This window comes from Williamsia soli, assembly GCF_017377795.1.
Lineage (GTDB): Bacteria > Actinomycetota > Actinomycetes > Mycobacteriales > Mycobacteriaceae > Williamsia > Williamsia soli.
The window spans coordinates 597,447-614,997 of sequence record NZ_JAFRDR010000002.1 but is presented as its reverse complement, the minus strand read 5'-3'; the positions used below and the strand labels follow the sequence as shown (position 1 = coordinate 614,997).

Below are 17,551 nucleotides of genomic sequence, written 5' to 3'. Positions count from 1 at the left end.
GTCATGCGCGGCGCGCGGAGGCGAGTAGAAGGTCTGCCAGACGTTCTGGGTCACTGAACGGCGACATGTGTCCGGCGTCGGCCAACACCGACATCCGGGCGTCGACGATTCGGTCCGCCATCTCACCCATCGCGGACACACTGGAGACGGGGTCGCGATCGGCTGCGATCACCGTGGTCGGCGCGGTGATCTGGCCGGTGCGCTCAGAGCAATCGAAACGCGAGATGGCAGTCAGGGCTGCCGACCACTGCGTGCGATCGGCGCGTTCGAGCGTGGCCCGGGCGTACCGCACCGCAGGCCCGTTCGCCTCGATCTCGGCCGTGTTGAACCAGCGCTGAATCGATTGCGAAGGATCGATTGGTGAATTCCGTACCGTCTCGGCGAGTCGGGCAAAGGCCGGGAACGGGGTGTCGCGGGTACACAAGAGCGTCAGTGATGCCACGGAGGCCGGGGCTTGCAGGGCGAACTCGAGCGCGACCTGACCACCGAACGAGTGTCCGACCACGTGCAGTCGGCGTGCATCCTGACGGTGTCGTCGTACCAGTTCACCGGCCAGTCCCGCCTGAACATCAGGTGAACTCTCGGTGGCGATCATGGTTGGCATGATTGCGTCTGCTGCGAACGCTGCGGGCAATCGCTGCACTAGAGGCGCCCAAACCGCAGGTGTGAGCGGTACTCCGTGCAGGAGCAACCAGGCGGGGGTCCTGCTCTCATTCATCGAGATCTCCTCAAACGTTCGGTAAAGTCGTCTTTACTGTTCGACTGGAACTGCTGCTTTGGAGGCTGCGACTGTGCACGTGTCACCGACCGTGTGGATCATCACCATCCTGGTGATCCTGGGCTTGTTCATCTTCGACTTCTTCGCCCACGTGCGCGTCCCGCACGCCCCCTCGATCAAGGAATCGGGGTTCTGGTCGGCCTTCTACATCACAGTCGCGCTCATCTTCGGTGGGTTCGTCTGGTGGAAGTGGGGTTCGACGTCGGGCACCGAGTACTACGCCGGATTCGTCACCGAGAAAGCGCTCTCGGTGGACAACCTGTTCGTCTTCGTCATCATCATGGCCAAGTTCGCGGTACCGCGTGAATACCAGCAGAAAGTACTGCTGTTCGGGATCATGATGGCGCTCGTCATGCGCGGAGCGTTCATCGCCGTGGGCGCGGCGGCCATCAACGCATACTCGTGGGTCTTCTACCTGTTCGGTGCATTCCTCATCTACACCGCGATCAAACTCGTCCGCGAGTCCGGCCACGAGGAGGAGGCGGAGGAAGAACGAGACAGCCGCATCCAGATTTTCGTAAAGAGAGTCCTGCGCACCACAGACAACTACGACCGCGACAAGCTCTTCACAAAGGAAAACGGCAAGCGCCTCGCGACCCCGATGCTGATGGTCCTCATCGTCATCGGCTTCACCGACGTGCTGTTCGCGCTCGACTCGATCCCGGCGATCTACGGACTGACCTCCGAGCCCTACATCGTGTTCACCGCCAATGCATTCGCACTGATGGGTCTGCGACAGCTCTACTTCCTGCTCGGCGGTCTGCTCGACAAGCTGGTCTACCTGTCCTTCGGATTGTCGTTCATCCTCGGGTTCATCGGTATCAAACTGGTCCTGCACGCCCTGCACGAGAACACGCTGGGCTTCATCAACGGTGGCGAACACGTGAAGGTGCCGGAGATCTCGACTCCGTTGTCGCTGTCCGTGATCGTCGGCACGCTGGTGATCACCACGATCGCGAGTCTGCTGAAGTCGAGATCCGACGCCCGCAAGTCGGAGAAGACCGAGCTGAGTCCTTAACCGCGCTCAGCCCGTGACCGGCCGAGGTCAGTCGGTGATGGGTCCGAACACCGGCGTCCACTCGGTGATGGTCGTTGCGTCGATCGCGGCGACCGGGACGTAGGGATCGCCGGCGAGGATCGAGGACAGCGAATCGACGTCGGGCGCGTCGAAGATCAACAGCGCGCCCGACCCGTCGGTGTAAGGTCCGGACGCCTTCAGCACACCATCGTCCAGGAGTGATTTCAGCCAGGTTCGATGGGTGGCGCGGGTGTCGTCGCGGACCGATGCGGTGCCGGGCGAGAACGTATAGGTGACGAGGTAAGTCGACAAGATTCCACTTTCGTTGTGCTGATCTACAGGCTTGCGATCATTCTGGTGTTGCCCAGGGTGTTCGGTTTGACATAGCTGAGGTCGAGGAACTCGGCGACACCGGCATCGTACGAACGGCACATCTCCTCGTAGACCTCGGAGGTGACCGGGGTGCCCGCGATCTCGGTGAAGCCGTGTTTGGCGAAGAACCTGGTCTCGAAGGTCAGAACGAAGACCCGGCTCAACTGCAGCTCCCGTGCCATCTCCATCAATCGGGCGACGAGTTGGTGTCCCACGCCGTGTCCGGCGTGCGCCTTGTCCACCGCAACCGTGCGCACCTCGCCGAGGTCCGCCCACAGAACATGCAGGGCACCACATCCGACGACAGCGCCGTCGAACTCTGCGACCCAGAACTCCTGGACTGCCTCGTAGAGGGTGACGAGATTCTTCTCCAACAGGATCCGGCCCGCGTACTGATCGATGAGTTCCTTGATGCGCGGTACGTCGGAGGTGCGGGCGCGTCGTACTGTCACGGCGGTCGCGGGTGCGGCGGCAGCCTGCTGTGTGGAGCGCTCGTCAGATGCCATGGATGAACAGTAATACGGCCGTCGCGTACCCCTGCCGGTGACCGCGACGGCCGCCGCCTATCCTGTGCGTGTGGGTATTGGGCAACGCGAATCACCGGAACCAGGTGTTGCCCATGGCTGATCGTTTGCGGCGCGAGGTCAACGACCCCGAAGCCGATCCCATCTCAGACCCGGTCAGCACCGACGTCCCGGTCCTCAATCTCGCGAACATCCTCACGATGTTTCGCATCGTTCTGGTGCCGGTCTTCGTGGTGGTCCTGTTCATCGACGATGGCGACAATCCGTGGTGGCGGACCCTGGCCTGGGGGATATTCGCCCTTGCCGCGGTCACCGATCACTATGACGGCCGGATAGCGCGACAGCGTGGTCTGATCACCGATTTCGGCAAGCTGGCGGACCCGATCGCGGACAAGGCCTTGATCGGGTCGGCGTTGATCGGCCTGTCGGTTCTCGGCGAGCTCCCGTGGTGGGTCACGGTCGTGATCCTCGCCCGCGAACTGGCCATCACGGTGCTGCGTTTCTGGGTGTTGCGCCACGGTGTGATCCCGGCGAGTCGCGGTGGCAAGCTCAAGACCCTCCTGCAGGCCGTGGCGATCGGGCTGTACATCCTGCCGTTGCCCGGCTTGCTGCATTGGCTCGCGGTCATCGTCATGGCCGCCGCGCTCGTCGCGACGGTTGTCACCGGTTTCGACTATGTCTGGCAGGCCTTCGCCAAGAGAGCGCAGCGACGCCGGGACGCCGCCGCAGCCCGGCAGATCGACGGTCGCACGCACCGGTGACGTTCGATCGACCCACCGGCGTCGGAACGCATGTCGCTGCCGGGCGATCGATAAGATATTCGTCTAGTCTCGTTCACACGGTCGATCGCTGAACCATTCGACTGGCGCGAGTGTTCGCATGACGCGCTCGCAGGAGTTCTGGGAACGGAATCGAGCCGTGTGGCGTTGGACAGACTGACGTGTTGAGGAGGACTCAAATGGCACTGCTTTTGCGGGAAGCGCTCGGTGGCAGCCTGCGGCGGGTCCGCATGGATCAGGGTCGGACGCTGCGCGAGGTCTCGACGAGCGCCCGGGTCAGTCTCGGGTACCTGTCGGAGGTCGAACGTGGCCAGAAGGAAGCTTCGAGCGAACTGCTCGCGGCCATTTGCGATGCATTGGCAGTGGAGATCGCGGACGTGCTGCTCGATGTGCGGGACACCTTGCGGACCGATCCCGAACACGCGACGCCGCAGGGCGGGCACGCGAACATCGCCACGGAAACCAAGGTGGTAATCCCGGCCCCGGCGTCTGCGCTCGCGGCTGCCTGATCAGTGTCACGCGCGCCTGTGTCGCGGCCTTTGCTGTCTCAGCACGGGCCAGACGATAGATTGGACATCGAACTGCTCGGAAACGGACTTCTAGACAAGGCAGGGCAATGGCTAACCCATTCGTGAAGGCGTGGAGATACTTGATGGCGTTCGGCAACGCCAAGATCGACGAGAATGCCGACCCTAAAATTCAGATTCAGCAGGCGATCGAGGACGCGCAGCGTCAGCATCAGGCGTTGTCGCAGCAGGCGGCAGCAGTCATCGGCAATCAGCGTCAGCTCGAAATGAAGCTCAACCGGCAACTCGAGGACATCGAGCGTCTGCAGGCGAACACCCGACAGGCGTTGACCCTTGCCGACAAGGCCGCCGCTGCGGGCGACACTGCGAAGGCGACCGAATACACCAACGCGGCCGAGGCTTTCGCCGCGCAATTGGTGACCGCAGAACAGAGTGTCGAGGATCTGAAGAACCTGCACGACCAATCGTTGCAGGCGGCCGAGCAGGCCAAACGCGCCGTCGAGCAGAATTCGATGCAGCTTCAGCAGAAGCTCTCTGAGCGCACCAAGCTGCTGAGTCAGCTGGAACAGGCGAAGATGCAGGAGCAGGTGTCGGCGTCGCTCAACCAGATGAGTGAACTCTCGGCGCCCGGGAACACCCCGAACCTCGAGCAGGTGCGTGACAAGATCGAGCGCCGGTACGCCAACGCTCTCGGATCGGCTGAGCTGTCCCGCAATTCGGTCCAGGGCCGGATGATGGAAGTTCAGCAGGCGAGCGTGCAGATGGCAGGCCATTCCCGGCTCGAGCAGATCCGGGCCTCGATGGCAGGCGAGTCCTTGCCGGCCGGTGAGTCGAGCGCTACGCCGGCGACCGATCCGGCTGCCGCTCTGGGGCCCAACATCGAGAAGCCGCAAGCGAACTGAGTGCGGTCGATCGGTCGACCGACCGGTGGTTCTCGGGGTAGTCCCTGAACTTCCACCCATCTTGGCTGCTTTTCCGTGACACCGGGCCATACCCCTGGCACCGTTGTGGTCACCGGAGACGATCACCGGAATGAGGAGAAGCATCATGTGGTGGAAAGTATTGCTGGCAGTTCTGGTGGTGTGGTTGGCCTTTGGCCTGATCATGGCTCTGGTCAAGGGGTTGCTCTACGTCCTGGTGATCGGTCTCGTCATCCTCGGCATCGTGTCCGTGGTCAAGTGGGCGAGTTCCGACAAACAATCCACGCGTTCCGGCCTGTAGTTGACCCGTTCTCATGCCGGCCCGCTGCGGGTCGCACTCGTGGCAGGCTCCGATGCGGGACACGCTCTGCCGGTGCTGGCGCTGGCGGAACTGTTGCAGGACAGAGGTTTTGATCCGGTCGTCTACACAGGTTCGGGTTGGATCGAGACGGCGGCGGCGCGCGGCCTGCAGGTGAGGGAACTCCCGGGCCTTGGTGCCGATCGCGATGACGACGATTCGGACGCGGGCGCCAAACTCGGCGTCCGCGCCGCCCGTATGTGCGAGTTGCTCGTCCCGTTGCTTCGCCGCGACCCTCCTGATCTCGTGGTGTGCGATGTCATCACCGTGTGCGGCGGCTGGGCCGCCGAGACACTGCGCATCCCATGGGTTGAGCTGTCGCCCCATCCGCTCTACAGTCCGTCGCGTGCGTTGCCGCCGATCGGCAGTGGTCTGGCACCAGGGACCGGTGTCAGAGGGCGACTGCGTGACACGCTGATGCGGGCCGCCACCGACAGGTCGATCGCAGTCGGCCGAAGACAACGAGAGTCCGCTCGTCGTGGGATAGGCCTACCCACACACGAACAGGTACCAGCGGCGCGGCTGATCGCCACGTTGCCGGCCCTGGAGGTCCCGAGATCGGACTGGCCCGCTGAGGCCGAGATCGTAGGCCCGTTGCTGTGGGAACCCACCGGCGTGGTGTTCACCCCACCGCCGGGCGATGCGCCGGTGGTGGTGATTGCGCCGTCCACCGCGACCACGGGTGCGGCCGGTCTCGCCGAGACGGCTCTGGAGGCACTTGCGCCGGATCTGTTGGGCAGGCCGGTGCGTGCGGTGGTCTCCGGTCTCGCGCCCGAGGTGAGCGACCTGCCGTCGTGGGCGATCGCCGGACACGGCCGACAGGACCTGTTGCTGGCCGGGGCCGCGCTCGTGATCTGCGGAGGCGGACACGGCATGCTGGCCAAGTCGCTGATCGCCGGGGTTCCCCAGGTGCTCGTCCCCGGCGGTGGTGACCAATGGGAGCTCGCCCAGCGGGCACGTCGATGGGGGTGTGCCGAGGTGGTACGACCCGTCACTGTGCAGGGGTTGAGTGCTTCGTGCCGAAAGGTGTTGGACAGCACATCGTTTGCCGAGTCGGCCCGGCGCGCAGGCAGTAGCGCCGCAGACACGGTCGATCCCGTCGCGGTGTGTGCCCGCGCGGCGGGCGGCCCGAGCGCTTCGTTACTCTCGGTGGCGTGCGACTGACCGAATTCGCCGAACTCATCAGCTCCGAGTTCGGCGCCACCACCGCGGATTCGCTGCTCGTCGACCACGTGCTGACCGATCTCGGTGGTCGGACGGCAGCGCAAGCCCTCGAGTCGGGGGTCGATCCCAGGGACGTATGGATCGCGCTCTGCCGCGACTTCGATGTTCCCCGCAGTCGCTGGTAGTCCTTCCGATCTTTGTCGGCGTGTCATCACTGTATGTCTTTGACTCGAACACGCGTTCGCCTACAGTGGTAGCAGATAGAAGCGGCGATGAGAAATGTCGAGACCGGGATTCGCCGGACAAGTGAATTGTCAGAGGGCTCCTCTAGCGTGACGCCAGTGCGCAAAGAGACGCCGAATACGCGAAAACGAGCCCGATCCCGCCAGACCGGCGGCACCACCGCCGACAACTCGGCCCAACCACCACTAGGGGTAACCATGGCAGCTCAACCAGACCGCGAAAAGGCCCTCGATCTGGCCTTGGCTCAGATCGACAAGAACTACGGCAAGGGGTCGGTGATGCGTCTCGGCGAGAACGCTCGCCAGCCGATCGCCACCATCCCCACCGGTTCGATCGCGCTGGATGTCGCGCTCGGAATCGGTGGTCTGCCACGTGGCCGCGTGGTCGAGATCTACGGTCCGGAGTCTTCCGGTAAGACCACGGTGGCGCTGCATGCGGTCGCCAACGCCCAGGCGGCTGGTGGTATCGCCGCTTTCATCGATGCGGAGCACGCGCTGGATCCGGACTACGCGCAGAAGCTGGGCGTCGACACCGACGCGCTGCTGGTGTCGCAGCCTGACACCGGTGAGCAGGCGCTCGAGATCGCCGACATGCTGATCCGCTCCGGCGCACTGGACATCCTGGTCATCGACTCGGTGGCCGCGCTGGTCCCTCGTGCGGAGATCGAAGGCGAGATGGGCGACAGCCACGTCGGTCTGCAGGCCCGTCTCATGAGCCAGGCGCTGCGAAAGATGACGGGCGCCATGAGCAACACCGGCACCACGGCGATCTTCATCAACCAGCTGCGCGAGAAGATCGGTGTGATGTTCGGTTCGCCGGAGACGACAACCGGCGGTAAGGCACTCAAGTTCTATGCCTCTGTCCGGCTCGATGTGCGTCGGATCGAGACCCTCAAGGACGGCACGGAGGCAGTGGGTAACCGCACTCGCGTCAAGGTGGTCAAGAACAAGGTTGCGCCGCCCTTCAAGCAGGCCGAGTTCGACATCCTGTACGGCCAGGGCATCAGCAAGGAAGGTTCGCTCATCGACATGGGCGTGTTGCACGGCTTCATCCGCAAGTCGGGTTCCTGGTTCACCTACGAAGGTGAGCAGCTCGGTCAGGGCAAGGAGAATGCTCGTAAGTTCTTGCTGGAGAACACAGAGATCCGCGACGAGGTCGAGAAGAAGATCAAGGAAAAGCTCGGTATCGGAGCTGTGCTGACCGCTGATGACGAGGTCGCACCCGCCCCGGTCGAGTTCTAGCAACACGTCGAGTCCTCGAAGAACGCACGAGATCGTGATCAACCCTGGGGGAGAGGATCCCCGCGTGAGCGCCGCGAAGTTGCGGGATGCGACCGCGGAGATCCTCTCCCGCAGTGCATCTGCGGACTCGGGTGCAGCATCCCGAGAGACCGTCACGAATCGAGGGCGAGGCGCCGATTCTGGCTTCGGCTCGACCTCGGCGTCTGCTTATGACGCAGCGCTTCGGTTGCTCGGGGTACGAGCGAGAAGCAGGTCCGAGTTGTCGAAGCGTCTGCAGGACAAAGATTTTCCCGCCGAGGAGATCGATTCGGTGATGGAGCGTCTGGAGCGGCAACAGCTGCTCGACGACAACGATTTCGCCCAGCAGTGGGTGCGCTCGCGACACCTACACAGTGGCAAGGGCCGGGCGGCCCTGCGTCATGAGTTGAGGAACAAGGGCGTTGATCAGGTGATCATCGACGATGCCCTGAGCCAGGTCGACGACGACGCCGAACATGACCGTGCAGCAGAGTTGCTGCGCCGTAAAACGCATCGCTTGACCGCCGAGGACCTCATCGAGCGGGACGCTCGGGACAGGCATACCCGCCGCCTGGTTGCGATGCTGGTGCGCCGCGGATACTCGCCCTCCTTGGCGTTGGGCTTGGTCAAGACCGAGATCGACCGGCTGCGCGACTAGCGCAGCCGGTCGATCTGACCGTGTCACCGATCGGCGGTGATGGCGTCGTCTGCGATCGTGACGTCGCCGACGGTGCCTTTACGCTTGCCTTCTCGAACCCGACGCTCGACAACCGTTGCGAGGGACGAGAGCCCGAAGTTGAGCGCGATCATGATCAGAGCGACCACGACCAGAGCCGGCAGGTAGTTGCCGTAGAACGACGCGGACTGAATGCCCGATCGCACGACCTCGATGTAGCCGATTGCGTACCCGAGCGCACTGTCCTTGAGCGCGATGACCATCTGCGAGATCAACGCCGGGAGCATCGCCGTGATCGACTGTGGCAGCAGTACCAACCGCATGGTCTGGGACTTCCGCATGCCCAACGAGTTGGCAGCCTCGAGTTGTCCCGAGGGCAGGGAGTTGATGCCGGAACGCAGGATCTCCGCGATCACCGACCCGTTGTAGAGGGTGAGTCCGGTGACCACTGCCGCGAACGCAAGTTGTTCGGCCGGGAAGACCGCGTACTCGGCGAACAGGTAGTAGGCGAAGATCATCAGGATCAGCACCGGGATCGCGCGAAAGAACTCCACGGTTCCTCCGCTGAGGATCCGGATCGCCCGATGATCCGACAACCGGCCGATACCGAGGATCGCACCCAGCACCAGTGCGAAGACGATGGATAGCACGGCCGCTTTGATCGTTCCCCACAGGCCGGGCAGCAGATATGTCGTCCACGTGTCCAGCTGGATGAAGGGGTCCCACTTCTCGGCGGTCAGCTGACCGTTGTTGCCCAGTGCCACCAGCACGTAGACGGCGATGGCGAGCACGATCGCGCCGAATATCACTGCGATCACGAGATTGCGCTTACGCGCCTTTGGTCCGGGTGCGTCGTACAGAACAGTTGAGCTGCTCATCGTTTGACCGCCAATCGCTTTGCGAGATAACCGAACACGAAACCCTCGGTGAGGGTCAGCACCATGAAGCCCGCGGCGATGATGGCGAAGATCCAGATCACCTGGTCGGCGTGATTCTCGATCTGTTCCTTCATCAGCAGCGACGCCTCGGCGACACCGATTGCCGAGGCGATGGTGGTGTTCTTGGTCAAGGCGATCAACACGCTGCCCATCGGACCTATGACCGACCGGATCGCCTGCGGTAACACGATGAGAGCGAAGACCTTGCTGAACGGAAGGCCCAGGGATCTGGCTGCTTCGGCTTGTCCGAGGGGGACAGTGTTGAACCCGGACCGCAACGTCTCACACACGAATGTCGCGGTGTAGAGCGTGAAGCCGAGCACCGCGAGCCAGAAGTTGTTGTTGTCGATGAAGTTCTCGTTCTCGGGAGCAAGCGCCAGTCCGAGATTCTGATACAGACCCACCGAGCAGAAGATGACGATCAGGGTCAGCGGGGTGTTGCGGACGATGTTGACGTACCAGGTGCCGAAGAACCGCATGACGGGCACGGGTGATACCCGCATTCCCGCCAGCACCGTGCCCCAGAGGAGCGATCCGATGGCGGAGAAGAACGTCAGTTTGATCGTGACCCAGTACGCCGGCCACAGACCAGGGCCGATGTCTGTCCAGAGTTCATTCATGACAGTCCCTCCGGGCAGGGGGTGGACTTGGACGTGAGGAACTCGAGATTCCCCGGCTCAGGGGTGAACGTGTATGTCGAGTCGGGCCCCTCTGACCGCTCGATCATGGAGTCGACCTGGGCACTGCCGATGTTGTCGCGCAACGCGGTCTCCCACGCGGACGGACCGCCACCGGGCGGCGGCGTCATCATGTTGACGAGTGCCTTGTTGGCGGCCTCGACAGCCTCGGGATACTCCTTGGCCATACCGATGCCGTATCGCTCGGTCGAGAACGGTGTTCCGGCTTTCTTCAGCGACTTCTTTCCGCTCGACGTCACGCAGGCATCGTCGGGATAGGTCATGTCGACGAGCTTGAACTCGTCGGGGTAGAAGTCCGAGAAGCCGGCAAGGATTGCCTCATCGGTGGTCAGCGCATCGACCTTCCCGCGGCGCAACGCTTCGACGCACGACGAGTACGAGTCGTACTCCTGGAGCTGGATGTTGGGCAACTGGTTCTTGACGTTCTGTGCAGACGTCGAGCCGGTGACCGAACACAACTTCTTGCCGTTGTTCAGGTCGGTCAGCACCGCGATGCTGTCGTCGTCCTCGCGGACGAGGAGACCCTGATAGTTGATGAGATACGGTCCCGCGAACGCCACTTTCTCCGATCGCGCGGCATTGATGGAGTAGGTGGCGGCGATCATGTCGACCTCACCGTTGGCGATCAGGGTTTCGCGCTGGGCCGAGGGGGTTTCCCGCCACGTGATATCCGGTTTGTCCCATCCGTTGGTCTCGGCAATGTTGTTGATCACGTACTCGGATACCGCGACGTCGAAGCCGGTGAAGTCCTTGTCGGGGTGACGAAGACCGAGACCGGGTTGATCGAACTTCGTGCCTGCGATCACCGAGCCCGCCTCGATGGACTCGAGCAGGTTTCTCGGATTGGTGTTGCCGCAGGCGGCGAGGCCGCTCGCGATGAGCAGGGCGGCGAGCGCGAAACCGAGGATCGAGGTCAGGCGTCGTGGCTGTGACGTGGCGGGGATAGGTGTGTTCGTGCGTTCGAGTCGGTTCATCACAGTCCTCAGTGGCCCAGGATCTTGCCGAGAAAGTCGCGCGCGCGTTCGGATTCGGGGTTGGTGAAAAAGGTCTCTGGTTCGTCGTCCTCGACGATCGCGCCGTCGGCCATGAAGATGACCCGGTCGGCAGCCTTTCTGGCGAAGCCCATCTCGTGGGTCACCACGAGCATCGTCATGCCCTCCTTGGCGAGTGAGACCATCACGTCGAGGACCTCGTTGACCATCTCGGGGTCGAGTGCCGAGGTGGGTTCGTCGAACAGCATGACCTTGGGTTCCATGGCCAGCGACCGTGCGATCGCCACCCGTTGCTGCTGACCGCCCGACAACTGGGCCGGATACTTGTCGCGCTGACTGGCAATCCCCACGCGTTCGAGCAACTCCATGCCGCGCTTCTCCGCATCGGCCTTGCTCTTGCCGCGGACTTTGATGGGAGCGAGGGTGACGTTCTGGAGGATCGTCTTGTGAGCAAAGAGATTGAAGGACTGGAACACCATGCCGACGTCGGCACGCAAGGCTGCAAGCGCTTTGCCCTCTGCCGGCAGGATGTTGCCGTCGATGCGGATCTCACCACTGTCGATCGGTTCGAGCCGGTTGATGGTCCGGCAGAGTGTGGACTTTCCTGAACCCGAGGGGCCCAGGATCACCACAACCTGCCCCGCCGGCACCTCGAGGTCGACATCTTTGAGCACGTGCAGGTCGCCGAAATGCTTCTGCACGTTCGTCATGCTGATCATCGTCTGGCTGCTGCCGCCTGCCGGTACTTTGCCGGCCGGATGCGCGCCCGAGGAGTCCCGAGATGTTGTCATGGATAACGACCCTATTGGGTCGACGATCGGTCCGTGAGCGCAACACCCGACATCCGGCAGACCGCCGTTCGGCCGGCAGACCATCTAAAACGCAGGTCGTCGCGTCCATTTCGCCTGGTCGGGCCAGGCAAGTACCCTGGATCGGGTGACAATCTCGTTGACAAGTCCGGTGACCGACAGTCCGCTGACCAGTGGTCGTTCCTACCAGGTCACCACCTACGGCTGTCAGATGAATGTCCACGATTCCGAGCGCATCTCAGGCCTACTCGAAGAGGCGGGCTATGTGCGTGCCGAGGACGGCGCCGAGCCCGACCTCGTGGTGTTCAACACATGTGCGGTGCGTGAGAACGCCGACAACAAGCTGTACGGAAACCTCTCGCATCTTGCTCCGGTCAAGGAACGGCGACCCGGAATGCAGATCGCCGTCGGCGGCTGCCTGGCGCAGAAAGATCGCGCGACGGTGGTCAAGAAGGCTCCCTGGGTCGACGTCGTCTTCGGTACCCACAACCTCGGCTCGTTGCCGGTGTTGCTCGAACGAGCACGGCACAACGAGCAGGCGCAGGTCGAGATTCTCGACGCACTGGAGGCGTTTCCCTCGACGCTGCCCGCCAAGCGCGAGTCGGCGTATTCGGGGTGGGTGTCCATCTCGGTCGGTTGCAACAACACCTGCACGTTCTGCATCGTCCCCGCCCTGCGCGGCAAGGAGGTCGACCGTCGCCCCGGCGATGTGCTGGCCGAGGTGCAGGCCTTGGTGGACGAGGGCGTCGGTGAGGTGACCCTGCTCGGGCAGAACGTCAACGCGTACGGGATGTCTTTCTCAGACCCCGACCTCGGTCGTGACCGAGGTGCCTTCGCAGCCCTGCTGCGGGCGTGTGGGGAGATCGAGGGGCTCGAGCGCGTGAGGTTCACATCCCCTCATCCGGCGGAGTTCACCGATGACGTGATCGAGGCGATGGCGCAGACAGCGAATGTCTGTCCGCAATTGCACATGCCGTTGCAGTCGGGTTCAGACCGGATCCTCAAAGCCATGCGCCGCAGTTATCGCAGCACCAAATTCCTCGGGATCATCGATCGTGTCCGCGCCGCAATGCCACATGCGTCCATCACGACCGACATCATCGTCGGGTTCCCGGGAGAGACCGAAGCAGATTTCCAGGAGACTCTCGACGTTGTTGCCAAGGCCAGATTCACCAGCGCCTATACCTTTCAGTATTCGCCGCGGCCCGGGACGCCAGCAGCGGAGATGGCCGATCAGGTCCCCAAAGCCGTTGTGTCCGAGCGGTATATGCGTTTGACCGAGCTGCAGGACAGGATCTGCCTCGAAGAGAATCACAAGCTGATCGGTACGCCGGTCGAGGTTCTCGTGACGGCCGACGGTCGCAAGGATCAGGGCCGGATGACCGGTCGTGCCCGCGACGGGCGACTCGTGCATTTCGCAACTGCTGGTGAGGGCATCCGGCCGGGCGACCTCGTGAATGCGGTGGTCACCGGTGCCGCGCCGCACTACCTACTGGCCGACGACGGCATCACCGCGCATCGGCGCACTCGGGCCGGGGATGCGCATGCCGCAGGCACCACACCGCAGACTCCGCCGATCGGTGTGGGTCTGGGACTGCCGACAATCGGAAAACCGACGAGCGCACCGGTCGAATCCGCATGCGCCTCAGGATGTGAGATGTGATGGCCGAACCAGATAGTGGACAATTCCCGGCTTTTGAAGATTTCAAGGGTGATCTTCGCAAGGCCGAACGAAAGGTGGCCGGCGAGATCGATCCGGGTGCCCGGGCGGTGGTCGTCGCCGTGGCGGTGCTCGCGGTGCTGCTCTCGTTCGTACTGCCCCACACCGGTTCGGTCACGGGCATCGATGTCTTGACGTTCAATTCGGACGCCGCCGCCGAAAACGTCACCATCACCTCACGAATTTTCGTCTGGCTGCAGTTGGTGTTCGGGGTCGGGTTCTCCGCTCTGGCCCTGATCACCCGCCGTTGGTTCTTCGCCTGGGTCGCCCTGTGCGGCAGCGCGGTCTCCTGCGTCGCCGGGATGCTCGCCTGGTGGTCGCGGAACACCCCCGGGGTCTCGGGCTACGCACCGCCGAGCGGCGTCGGCGTGGGACTCGTGGTCGGCTGGATCGCAATGTTCGTGATCGTTTTCCACTGGTCGCGAGTCGTGTGGACCCGCACCAGCTACCAACTCACCCTCGAGGCCCAACGGCGCGACGAGGCAGCTGCCGAGGAGCAACGGGCACTCGCCCTGCAGCGACGACGCGCGCCACGGCCTGCCGATCCCGACACCGAGGGCTGAAAGTCTGCTCAGTCGCTGATTGCGCCCTCGGCCGCACGGGCCCACTCTCGCCACTGCTCGGCCTGCTCGCGTAATTTGCGGGCGTCCTTGGCCTTGCCGTTCGCCTCGGCCTTGGCCGCCTGATCTTCGAGCTGGGAGACCCGGTCGGCGAACTGCTGCGCGCGTGCCTTCACCTCGGGATCGGTGCGTTGCCACTGTGCCGATTCGGCATCGCGGATCCGCTTCTCGACCGCCTTGATGCGAGCCTCCAATGAGTGCATCTGCTCGCGCGGAACCTTCCCGATCTCGTCCCACTGGTCGCGGATCAACCGGAACTCGCGGCGGGCGGCGTCCAGATCGGCTACGGGATCGATCGACTTCTCGGCCCGGGTCAACAACTCGGCCTTCGCCTTGGCGTTCGACTCGAACTCGGCGTCCCGCTCGGAGGATGCGGCGTTCCGGGCTCCGAAGAAAATGTCCTGGGCCGCCTTGAAACGGGCCCACAGCGCATCGTCCTGGTCGCGGGGGGCGCGGCCTGCGGCCTTCCACTGGGTGAGGAGGCCACGGAATTTGGCTGCGGTGTCGGCCCATTCGGTCGACGCCGACAGCGCCTCGGCCTCGGCGATGAGCTCTTCCTTGCGCGAACGTGCCCCCGCGCGTTCGCGATCCATCTCGGCGAAGTGCGCGCCGCGCCTGCGGTTGAAGGTGTCCCGCGCTTTCGAATATCTCTTCCAGAGCTGATCGTCGGTCTTACGGTCGACGCCCTTGATCGTCTTCCACTCGTCGAGGATCACCCGCATGCGATCGCCCGCGACCTTCCACTGGGTCGACTCCGAGCCGATCTCCTCGGCTTCGGCGGCCAGCTCTTCTTTCCTCGCGACGGCTGCGGTGCGTGCTTCGTCACGATCGTGTTTGACCTTCTCGGCTGCGCCGTCGGCGCCGTCGATGATCGTCTGCAGGCGTGCTGCAACCGCGTCGACGTCGCCGATCACGGCGGCGGTCGGGAGAGACTCCACCAACGCGGCCGCTGCGATCTTCGTCTTGCGCGGATCTCCGGTGCCGGCCTCGAGTCGTTCCTCGAGCAATTCCACCTCGACGACGAGATCGTCGAACCGGCGGCCGAAGTGAGCGAGACCCTCGGCGGCGGTACCTGCCTGCCAGGACGCGATCTGGTGTTCGCCCTCGGAGTTTCTGAGCCACACCGCGCCGTCGTCGTCGATTCGGCCGAACTTCGACGGGTCGGACGCGGGCCTGACGACGTCTGCAGGGGCATGCACCTTGGGTGGAGCGTGCTGGCCCGGACGTGGTCCGGGTCGAGGGCCGGGCCGTGGTCCTGGCCTGGGGCCGGGTACCGGGGTGGCGTCTGCGGCAGGTTCGGGGGTGTGCTCGGTCATGTTCTTCCTTGTCCTGCCGCGCGACACGGCTGCCAGTTGCGTTCGTCTGCCGACGCTGACGCCGGTGTGGCGCCCATCGCCTCTCTCATTGAAGCAGGTCACGGCCGTAGGCGTGGACACTCATCGACAATGAGGTGGCTCTGATCGTGCAGCGCGGTATCAGATCGAAGAGTCGGCTACCGTGGCGCAAGTGTTGGTCGCCGCTGCATTCGTCCCCGCCGCACCGGTTTTGGTGCCCGAGCTGTCCGGTCCCGGCGTTCCGGAGATCGTCCCCATTCGTGATGCTGCACATGCGGTTTGTGATCAATTGGCAGTGCGGGCGCGTCGCTGGATGATCGTCGGGATCGGAGATCCGGCCGTACCGGTCGCGGCGCGCGGCACCTTCGTCGGTTTCGGCGCCGATCTCGAGGTCGAGATCGATCCGCGGACGCCCGGCGACCCCGACGCGTTGATGCCGACCTCGGTTCTGCTGGCCGGCTGGCTGGCCGGTGCGGTAGAACCGCGGCCGCACTTGGCGGTGACCCTGGTCGATGCCGAGACGTCGGCCGCCGACAGTGCCGAACTCGGTCGGGTACTGGGAAACGCGTTGGCGGCAACGGATGAACCGATCGGGCTGCTGGTGGTCGCGGACGGTGCGAACACATTGGGGGCAAAGGCTCCGGGAGGCGAGCAGGCAGAGGCGGCAGCGATGCAGGCGGTGATCGAGAACGCGTTGGGGTCTGCTGATCTCGACGCGCTCCGGGCTCTCGCCGAAGAAGAGTGTGCTCACCTCGGGGTCTCCGGTCGGGCGGTCTGGCAGCTGGTGGTCGGCGCGCTCGCAGGTGCCGGCGTGGACGGTGCCGCGGTGGATGCCAGGTTGCTCAGCGCCGAAGCGCCGTTCGGCGTGGGCTATGTGGTCGCCCGGTGGGACGTGCGGTGCTGACGCCGATCGCTGTCATCGGACCCACGGCAAGTGGTAAGTCAGACCTTGCGCTCGCGCTGGCGAGCGACCTCGGCGGCGAGATCGTGAACGTGGACGCGATGCAGCAGTACCGGGGTATGGACATCGGCACGGCCAAGACGCCCGTCGCCGATCGCCGTGGGGTCCGACACCACCAGATAGACGTGCTCGGGGTGACCGAGACGGCGACCGTTGCCCGCTATCAACAGGCGGCACGCGCCGATGTCGAGAGCATCCTCGCTGCCGGACTGACTCCGGTGATTGTCGGCGGATCGATGATGTACATCCAGGCGTTGCTCGACGACTGGCAGTTCCCGGCTACCGATCCCGAGATCAGGGCCCGCTACGAGGAGCAACTCGCGCAGCTCGGTCCCGCGGTGTTGCACGGGCGCCTCGCCGAGGTGGATCGCGAGGCCGCGCAGCACATCCTCGATACCGACGGCCGCAGGATCGTCCGCGCGCTCGAGGTGGTCGAGATCACGGGCAGACCGTTCGCCGCGTCAGCTCCGACGATCGGTGAACCTCGATGGGACACAACGATCATCGCGCTCGACAGGGACACGACCGATCTCGACGAGCGGATTGCACGCAGGACATCGGCCATGTTTTCCGGAGGTCTGGTGGACGAGGTCCGGGCCTTGCTGGACGTCGGGTTGCGCGAAGGGGTGACCGCTGCCCGGGCGATCGGCTACGCGCAGACGATCGCAGCACTGGACGGGGAGTATGACCTCGCGCGAGCCGAAGAATTGACGTTCATCGGAACCCGCAGGTACGTCCGCAGGCAGCGCTCGTGGTTTCGTCGGGACCCGAGGGTGCGGTGGCTCGACGCGTCGGCTCCTGACGTGGTCGGGCAGGCATTGCTGGCCGCGGGTCGTGGCGGCGGGTAGTGCCCGGTAGGGC

General features: G+C 64.0%; 21 protein-coding genes. 13 read left to right on the top strand and 8 right to left on the bottom strand.

What is annotated here, in order from left to right; translation table 11 throughout:
• Nucleotide 1: 1 nt before the first annotated feature.
• The gene (locus J3S28_RS07460; protein ID WP_207839244.1) at nucleotides 2–718 is read right to left on the bottom strand and encodes an alpha/beta fold hydrolase; all 717 of its coding nucleotides are present in this window, start codon (nucleotides 716–718) and stop codon (nucleotides 2–4) included.
• A gap of 73 nt (nucleotides 719–791) precedes the next feature.
• On the opposite strand from J3S28_RS07460, the gene J3S28_RS07455 reads away from it, so the two are divergent.
• Nucleotides 792–1,796 carry a TerC family protein gene (locus J3S28_RS07455; protein ID WP_207839241.1) on the top strand — a complete coding sequence of 335 codons (1,005 nt, stop codon included), beginning with the start codon at nucleotides 792–794 and terminating at the stop codon, nucleotides 1,794–1,796.
• Nucleotides 1,797–1,823: 27 nt separating this feature from the next.
• Here J3S28_RS07455 and J3S28_RS07450 read toward each other — a convergent pair whose 3' ends face one another.
• Both J3S28_RS07450 and J3S28_RS07445 read right to left on the bottom strand, forming a co-directional pair.
• Nucleotides 1,824–2,108, bottom strand: coding sequence for a YciI family protein (locus J3S28_RS07450; RefSeq protein ID WP_207839240.1), 285 nt, complete (start codon nucleotides 2,106–2,108; stop codon nucleotides 1,824–1,826).
• Nucleotides 2,109–2,131: 23 nt separating this feature from the next.
• Nucleotides 2,132–2,674: an amino-acid N-acetyltransferase gene (locus tag J3S28_RS07445; RefSeq protein ID WP_207839239.1), complete on the bottom strand. Its 543-nt coding sequence runs from the start codon at nucleotides 2,672–2,674 to the stop codon at nucleotides 2,132–2,134.
• 113 nt (nucleotides 2,675–2,787) lie between these two features.
• Between J3S28_RS07445 and pgsA the strand changes: the two genes are divergently transcribed.
• From pgsA to J3S28_RS07405, 8 genes are all read left to right on the top strand, one after another.
• A complete protein-coding gene (gene pgsA / locus J3S28_RS07440; protein ID WP_207839238.1) occupies nucleotides 2,788–3,453 on the top strand; it encodes a CDP-diacylglycerol--glycerol-3-phosphate 3-phosphatidyltransferase in 666 nt (221 codons plus the stop codon).
• A gap of 197 nt (nucleotides 3,454–3,650) precedes the next feature.
• Entirely contained in the window at nucleotides 3,651–3,980 is a 330-nt protein-coding gene (locus J3S28_RS07435; RefSeq protein WP_207839237.1) for a helix-turn-helix domain-containing protein, read from the top strand.
• 107 nt (nucleotides 3,981–4,087) lie between these two features.
• On the top strand, nucleotides 4,088–4,900 hold the full coding sequence (locus J3S28_RS07430) for a PspA/IM30 family protein (protein WP_207839236.1): 813 nt from the start codon (nucleotides 4,088–4,090) through the stop codon (nucleotides 4,898–4,900).
• Nucleotides 4,901–5,045: 145 nt separating this feature from the next.
• Nucleotides 5,046–5,219: a hypothetical protein gene (locus J3S28_RS07425; protein ID WP_207839235.1), complete on the top strand. Its 174-nt coding sequence runs from the start codon at nucleotides 5,046–5,048 to the stop codon at nucleotides 5,217–5,219.
• A gap of 24 nt (nucleotides 5,220–5,243) precedes the next feature.
• The gene (locus J3S28_RS07420) at nucleotides 5,244–6,440 is read left to right on the top strand and encodes a glycosyltransferase (protein ID WP_207839577.1); all 1,197 of its coding nucleotides are present in this window, start codon (nucleotides 5,244–5,246) and stop codon (nucleotides 6,438–6,440) included.
• Complete coding sequence (locus J3S28_RS07415; protein ID WP_207839234.1) at nucleotides 6,431–6,625, top strand: DUF3046 domain-containing protein; 195 nt, start codon at nucleotides 6,431–6,433, stop codon at nucleotides 6,623–6,625. Before J3S28_RS07420 ends, J3S28_RS07415 begins: the two co-directional genes overlap by 10 nt.
• A 255-nt stretch (nucleotides 6,626–6,880) precedes the next feature.
• Entirely contained in the window at nucleotides 6,881–7,924 is a 1,044-nt protein-coding gene (gene recA / locus J3S28_RS07410) for a recombinase RecA (protein WP_084838531.1), read from the top strand.
• Nucleotides 7,925–7,988: 64 nt separating this feature from the next.
• The gene (locus J3S28_RS07405) at nucleotides 7,989–8,600 is read left to right on the top strand and encodes a regulatory protein RecX (RefSeq protein WP_307796925.1); all 612 of its coding nucleotides are present in this window, start codon (nucleotides 7,989–7,991) and stop codon (nucleotides 8,598–8,600) included.
• Nucleotides 8,601–8,623: 23 nt separating this feature from the next.
• Here J3S28_RS07405 and J3S28_RS07400 read toward each other — a convergent pair whose 3' ends face one another.
• The 4 genes from J3S28_RS07400 to J3S28_RS07385 are packed head-to-tail and all read right to left on the bottom strand — an operon-like array spanning nucleotide 8,624 to nucleotide 11,965.
• Nucleotides 8,624–9,496 (bottom strand): amino acid ABC transporter permease, encoded by an 873-nt coding sequence (locus J3S28_RS07400; protein ID WP_207839232.1) that lies wholly within the window; start codon nucleotides 9,494–9,496, stop codon nucleotides 8,624–8,626.
• A complete protein-coding gene (locus J3S28_RS07395; protein ID WP_207839231.1) occupies nucleotides 9,493–10,176 on the bottom strand; it encodes an amino acid ABC transporter permease in 684 nt (227 codons plus the stop codon). The genes J3S28_RS07400 and J3S28_RS07395 overlap by 4 nt, the downstream gene beginning before the upstream one ends.
• Nucleotides 10,173–11,228 (bottom strand): glutamate ABC transporter substrate-binding protein, encoded by a 1,056-nt coding sequence (locus J3S28_RS07390; RefSeq protein ID WP_207839230.1) that lies wholly within the window; start codon nucleotides 11,226–11,228, stop codon nucleotides 10,173–10,175. Before J3S28_RS07390 ends, J3S28_RS07395 begins: the two co-directional genes overlap by 4 nt.
• A gap of 8 nt (nucleotides 11,229–11,236) precedes the next feature.
• Nucleotides 11,237–11,965: an amino acid ABC transporter ATP-binding protein gene (locus J3S28_RS07385; RefSeq protein ID WP_207839576.1), complete on the bottom strand. Its 729-nt coding sequence runs from the start codon at nucleotides 11,963–11,965 to the stop codon at nucleotides 11,237–11,239.
• A 217-nt stretch (nucleotides 11,966–12,182) separates the two neighbouring features.
• On the opposite strand from J3S28_RS07385, the gene miaB reads away from it, so the two are divergent.
• Together miaB and J3S28_RS07375 are read left to right on the top strand one after the other, a co-directional pair.
• Nucleotides 12,183–13,718, top strand: a complete 1,536-nt coding sequence (miaB, locus tag J3S28_RS07380; RefSeq protein WP_307796924.1) for a tRNA (N6-isopentenyl adenosine(37)-C2)-methylthiotransferase MiaB — start codon at nucleotides 12,183–12,185, stop codon at nucleotides 13,716–13,718.
• Complete coding sequence (locus J3S28_RS07375; protein ID WP_207839229.1) at nucleotides 13,718–14,338, top strand: Rv2732c family membrane protein; 621 nt, start codon at nucleotides 13,718–13,720, stop codon at nucleotides 14,336–14,338. Before miaB ends, J3S28_RS07375 begins: the two co-directional genes overlap by 1 nt.
• An 8-nt stretch (nucleotides 14,339–14,346) precedes the next feature.
• On the opposite strand, the gene J3S28_RS07370 is transcribed toward J3S28_RS07375, so the two are convergent.
• Nucleotides 14,347–15,711: a DUF349 domain-containing protein gene (locus tag J3S28_RS07370; protein ID WP_207839227.1), complete on the bottom strand. Its 1,365-nt coding sequence runs from the start codon at nucleotides 15,709–15,711 to the stop codon at nucleotides 14,347–14,349.
• Between the two features lie 181 nt (nucleotides 15,712–15,892).
• Here J3S28_RS07370 and J3S28_RS07365 point away from each other — a divergent pair, with 181 nt between their 5' ends.
• A complete protein-coding gene (locus tag J3S28_RS07365; protein WP_207839225.1) occupies nucleotides 15,893–16,633 on the top strand; it encodes a class III extradiol ring-cleavage dioxygenase family protein in 741 nt (246 codons plus the stop codon).
• Nucleotides 16,615–17,538 carry a tRNA (adenosine(37)-N6)-dimethylallyltransferase MiaA gene (gene miaA / locus J3S28_RS07360; protein ID WP_307796922.1) on the top strand — a complete coding sequence of 308 codons (924 nt, stop codon included), beginning with the start codon at nucleotides 16,615–16,617 and terminating at the stop codon, nucleotides 17,536–17,538. Before J3S28_RS07365 ends, miaA begins: the two co-directional genes overlap by 19 nt.
• Nucleotides 17,539–17,551 lie beyond the last annotated feature (13 nt).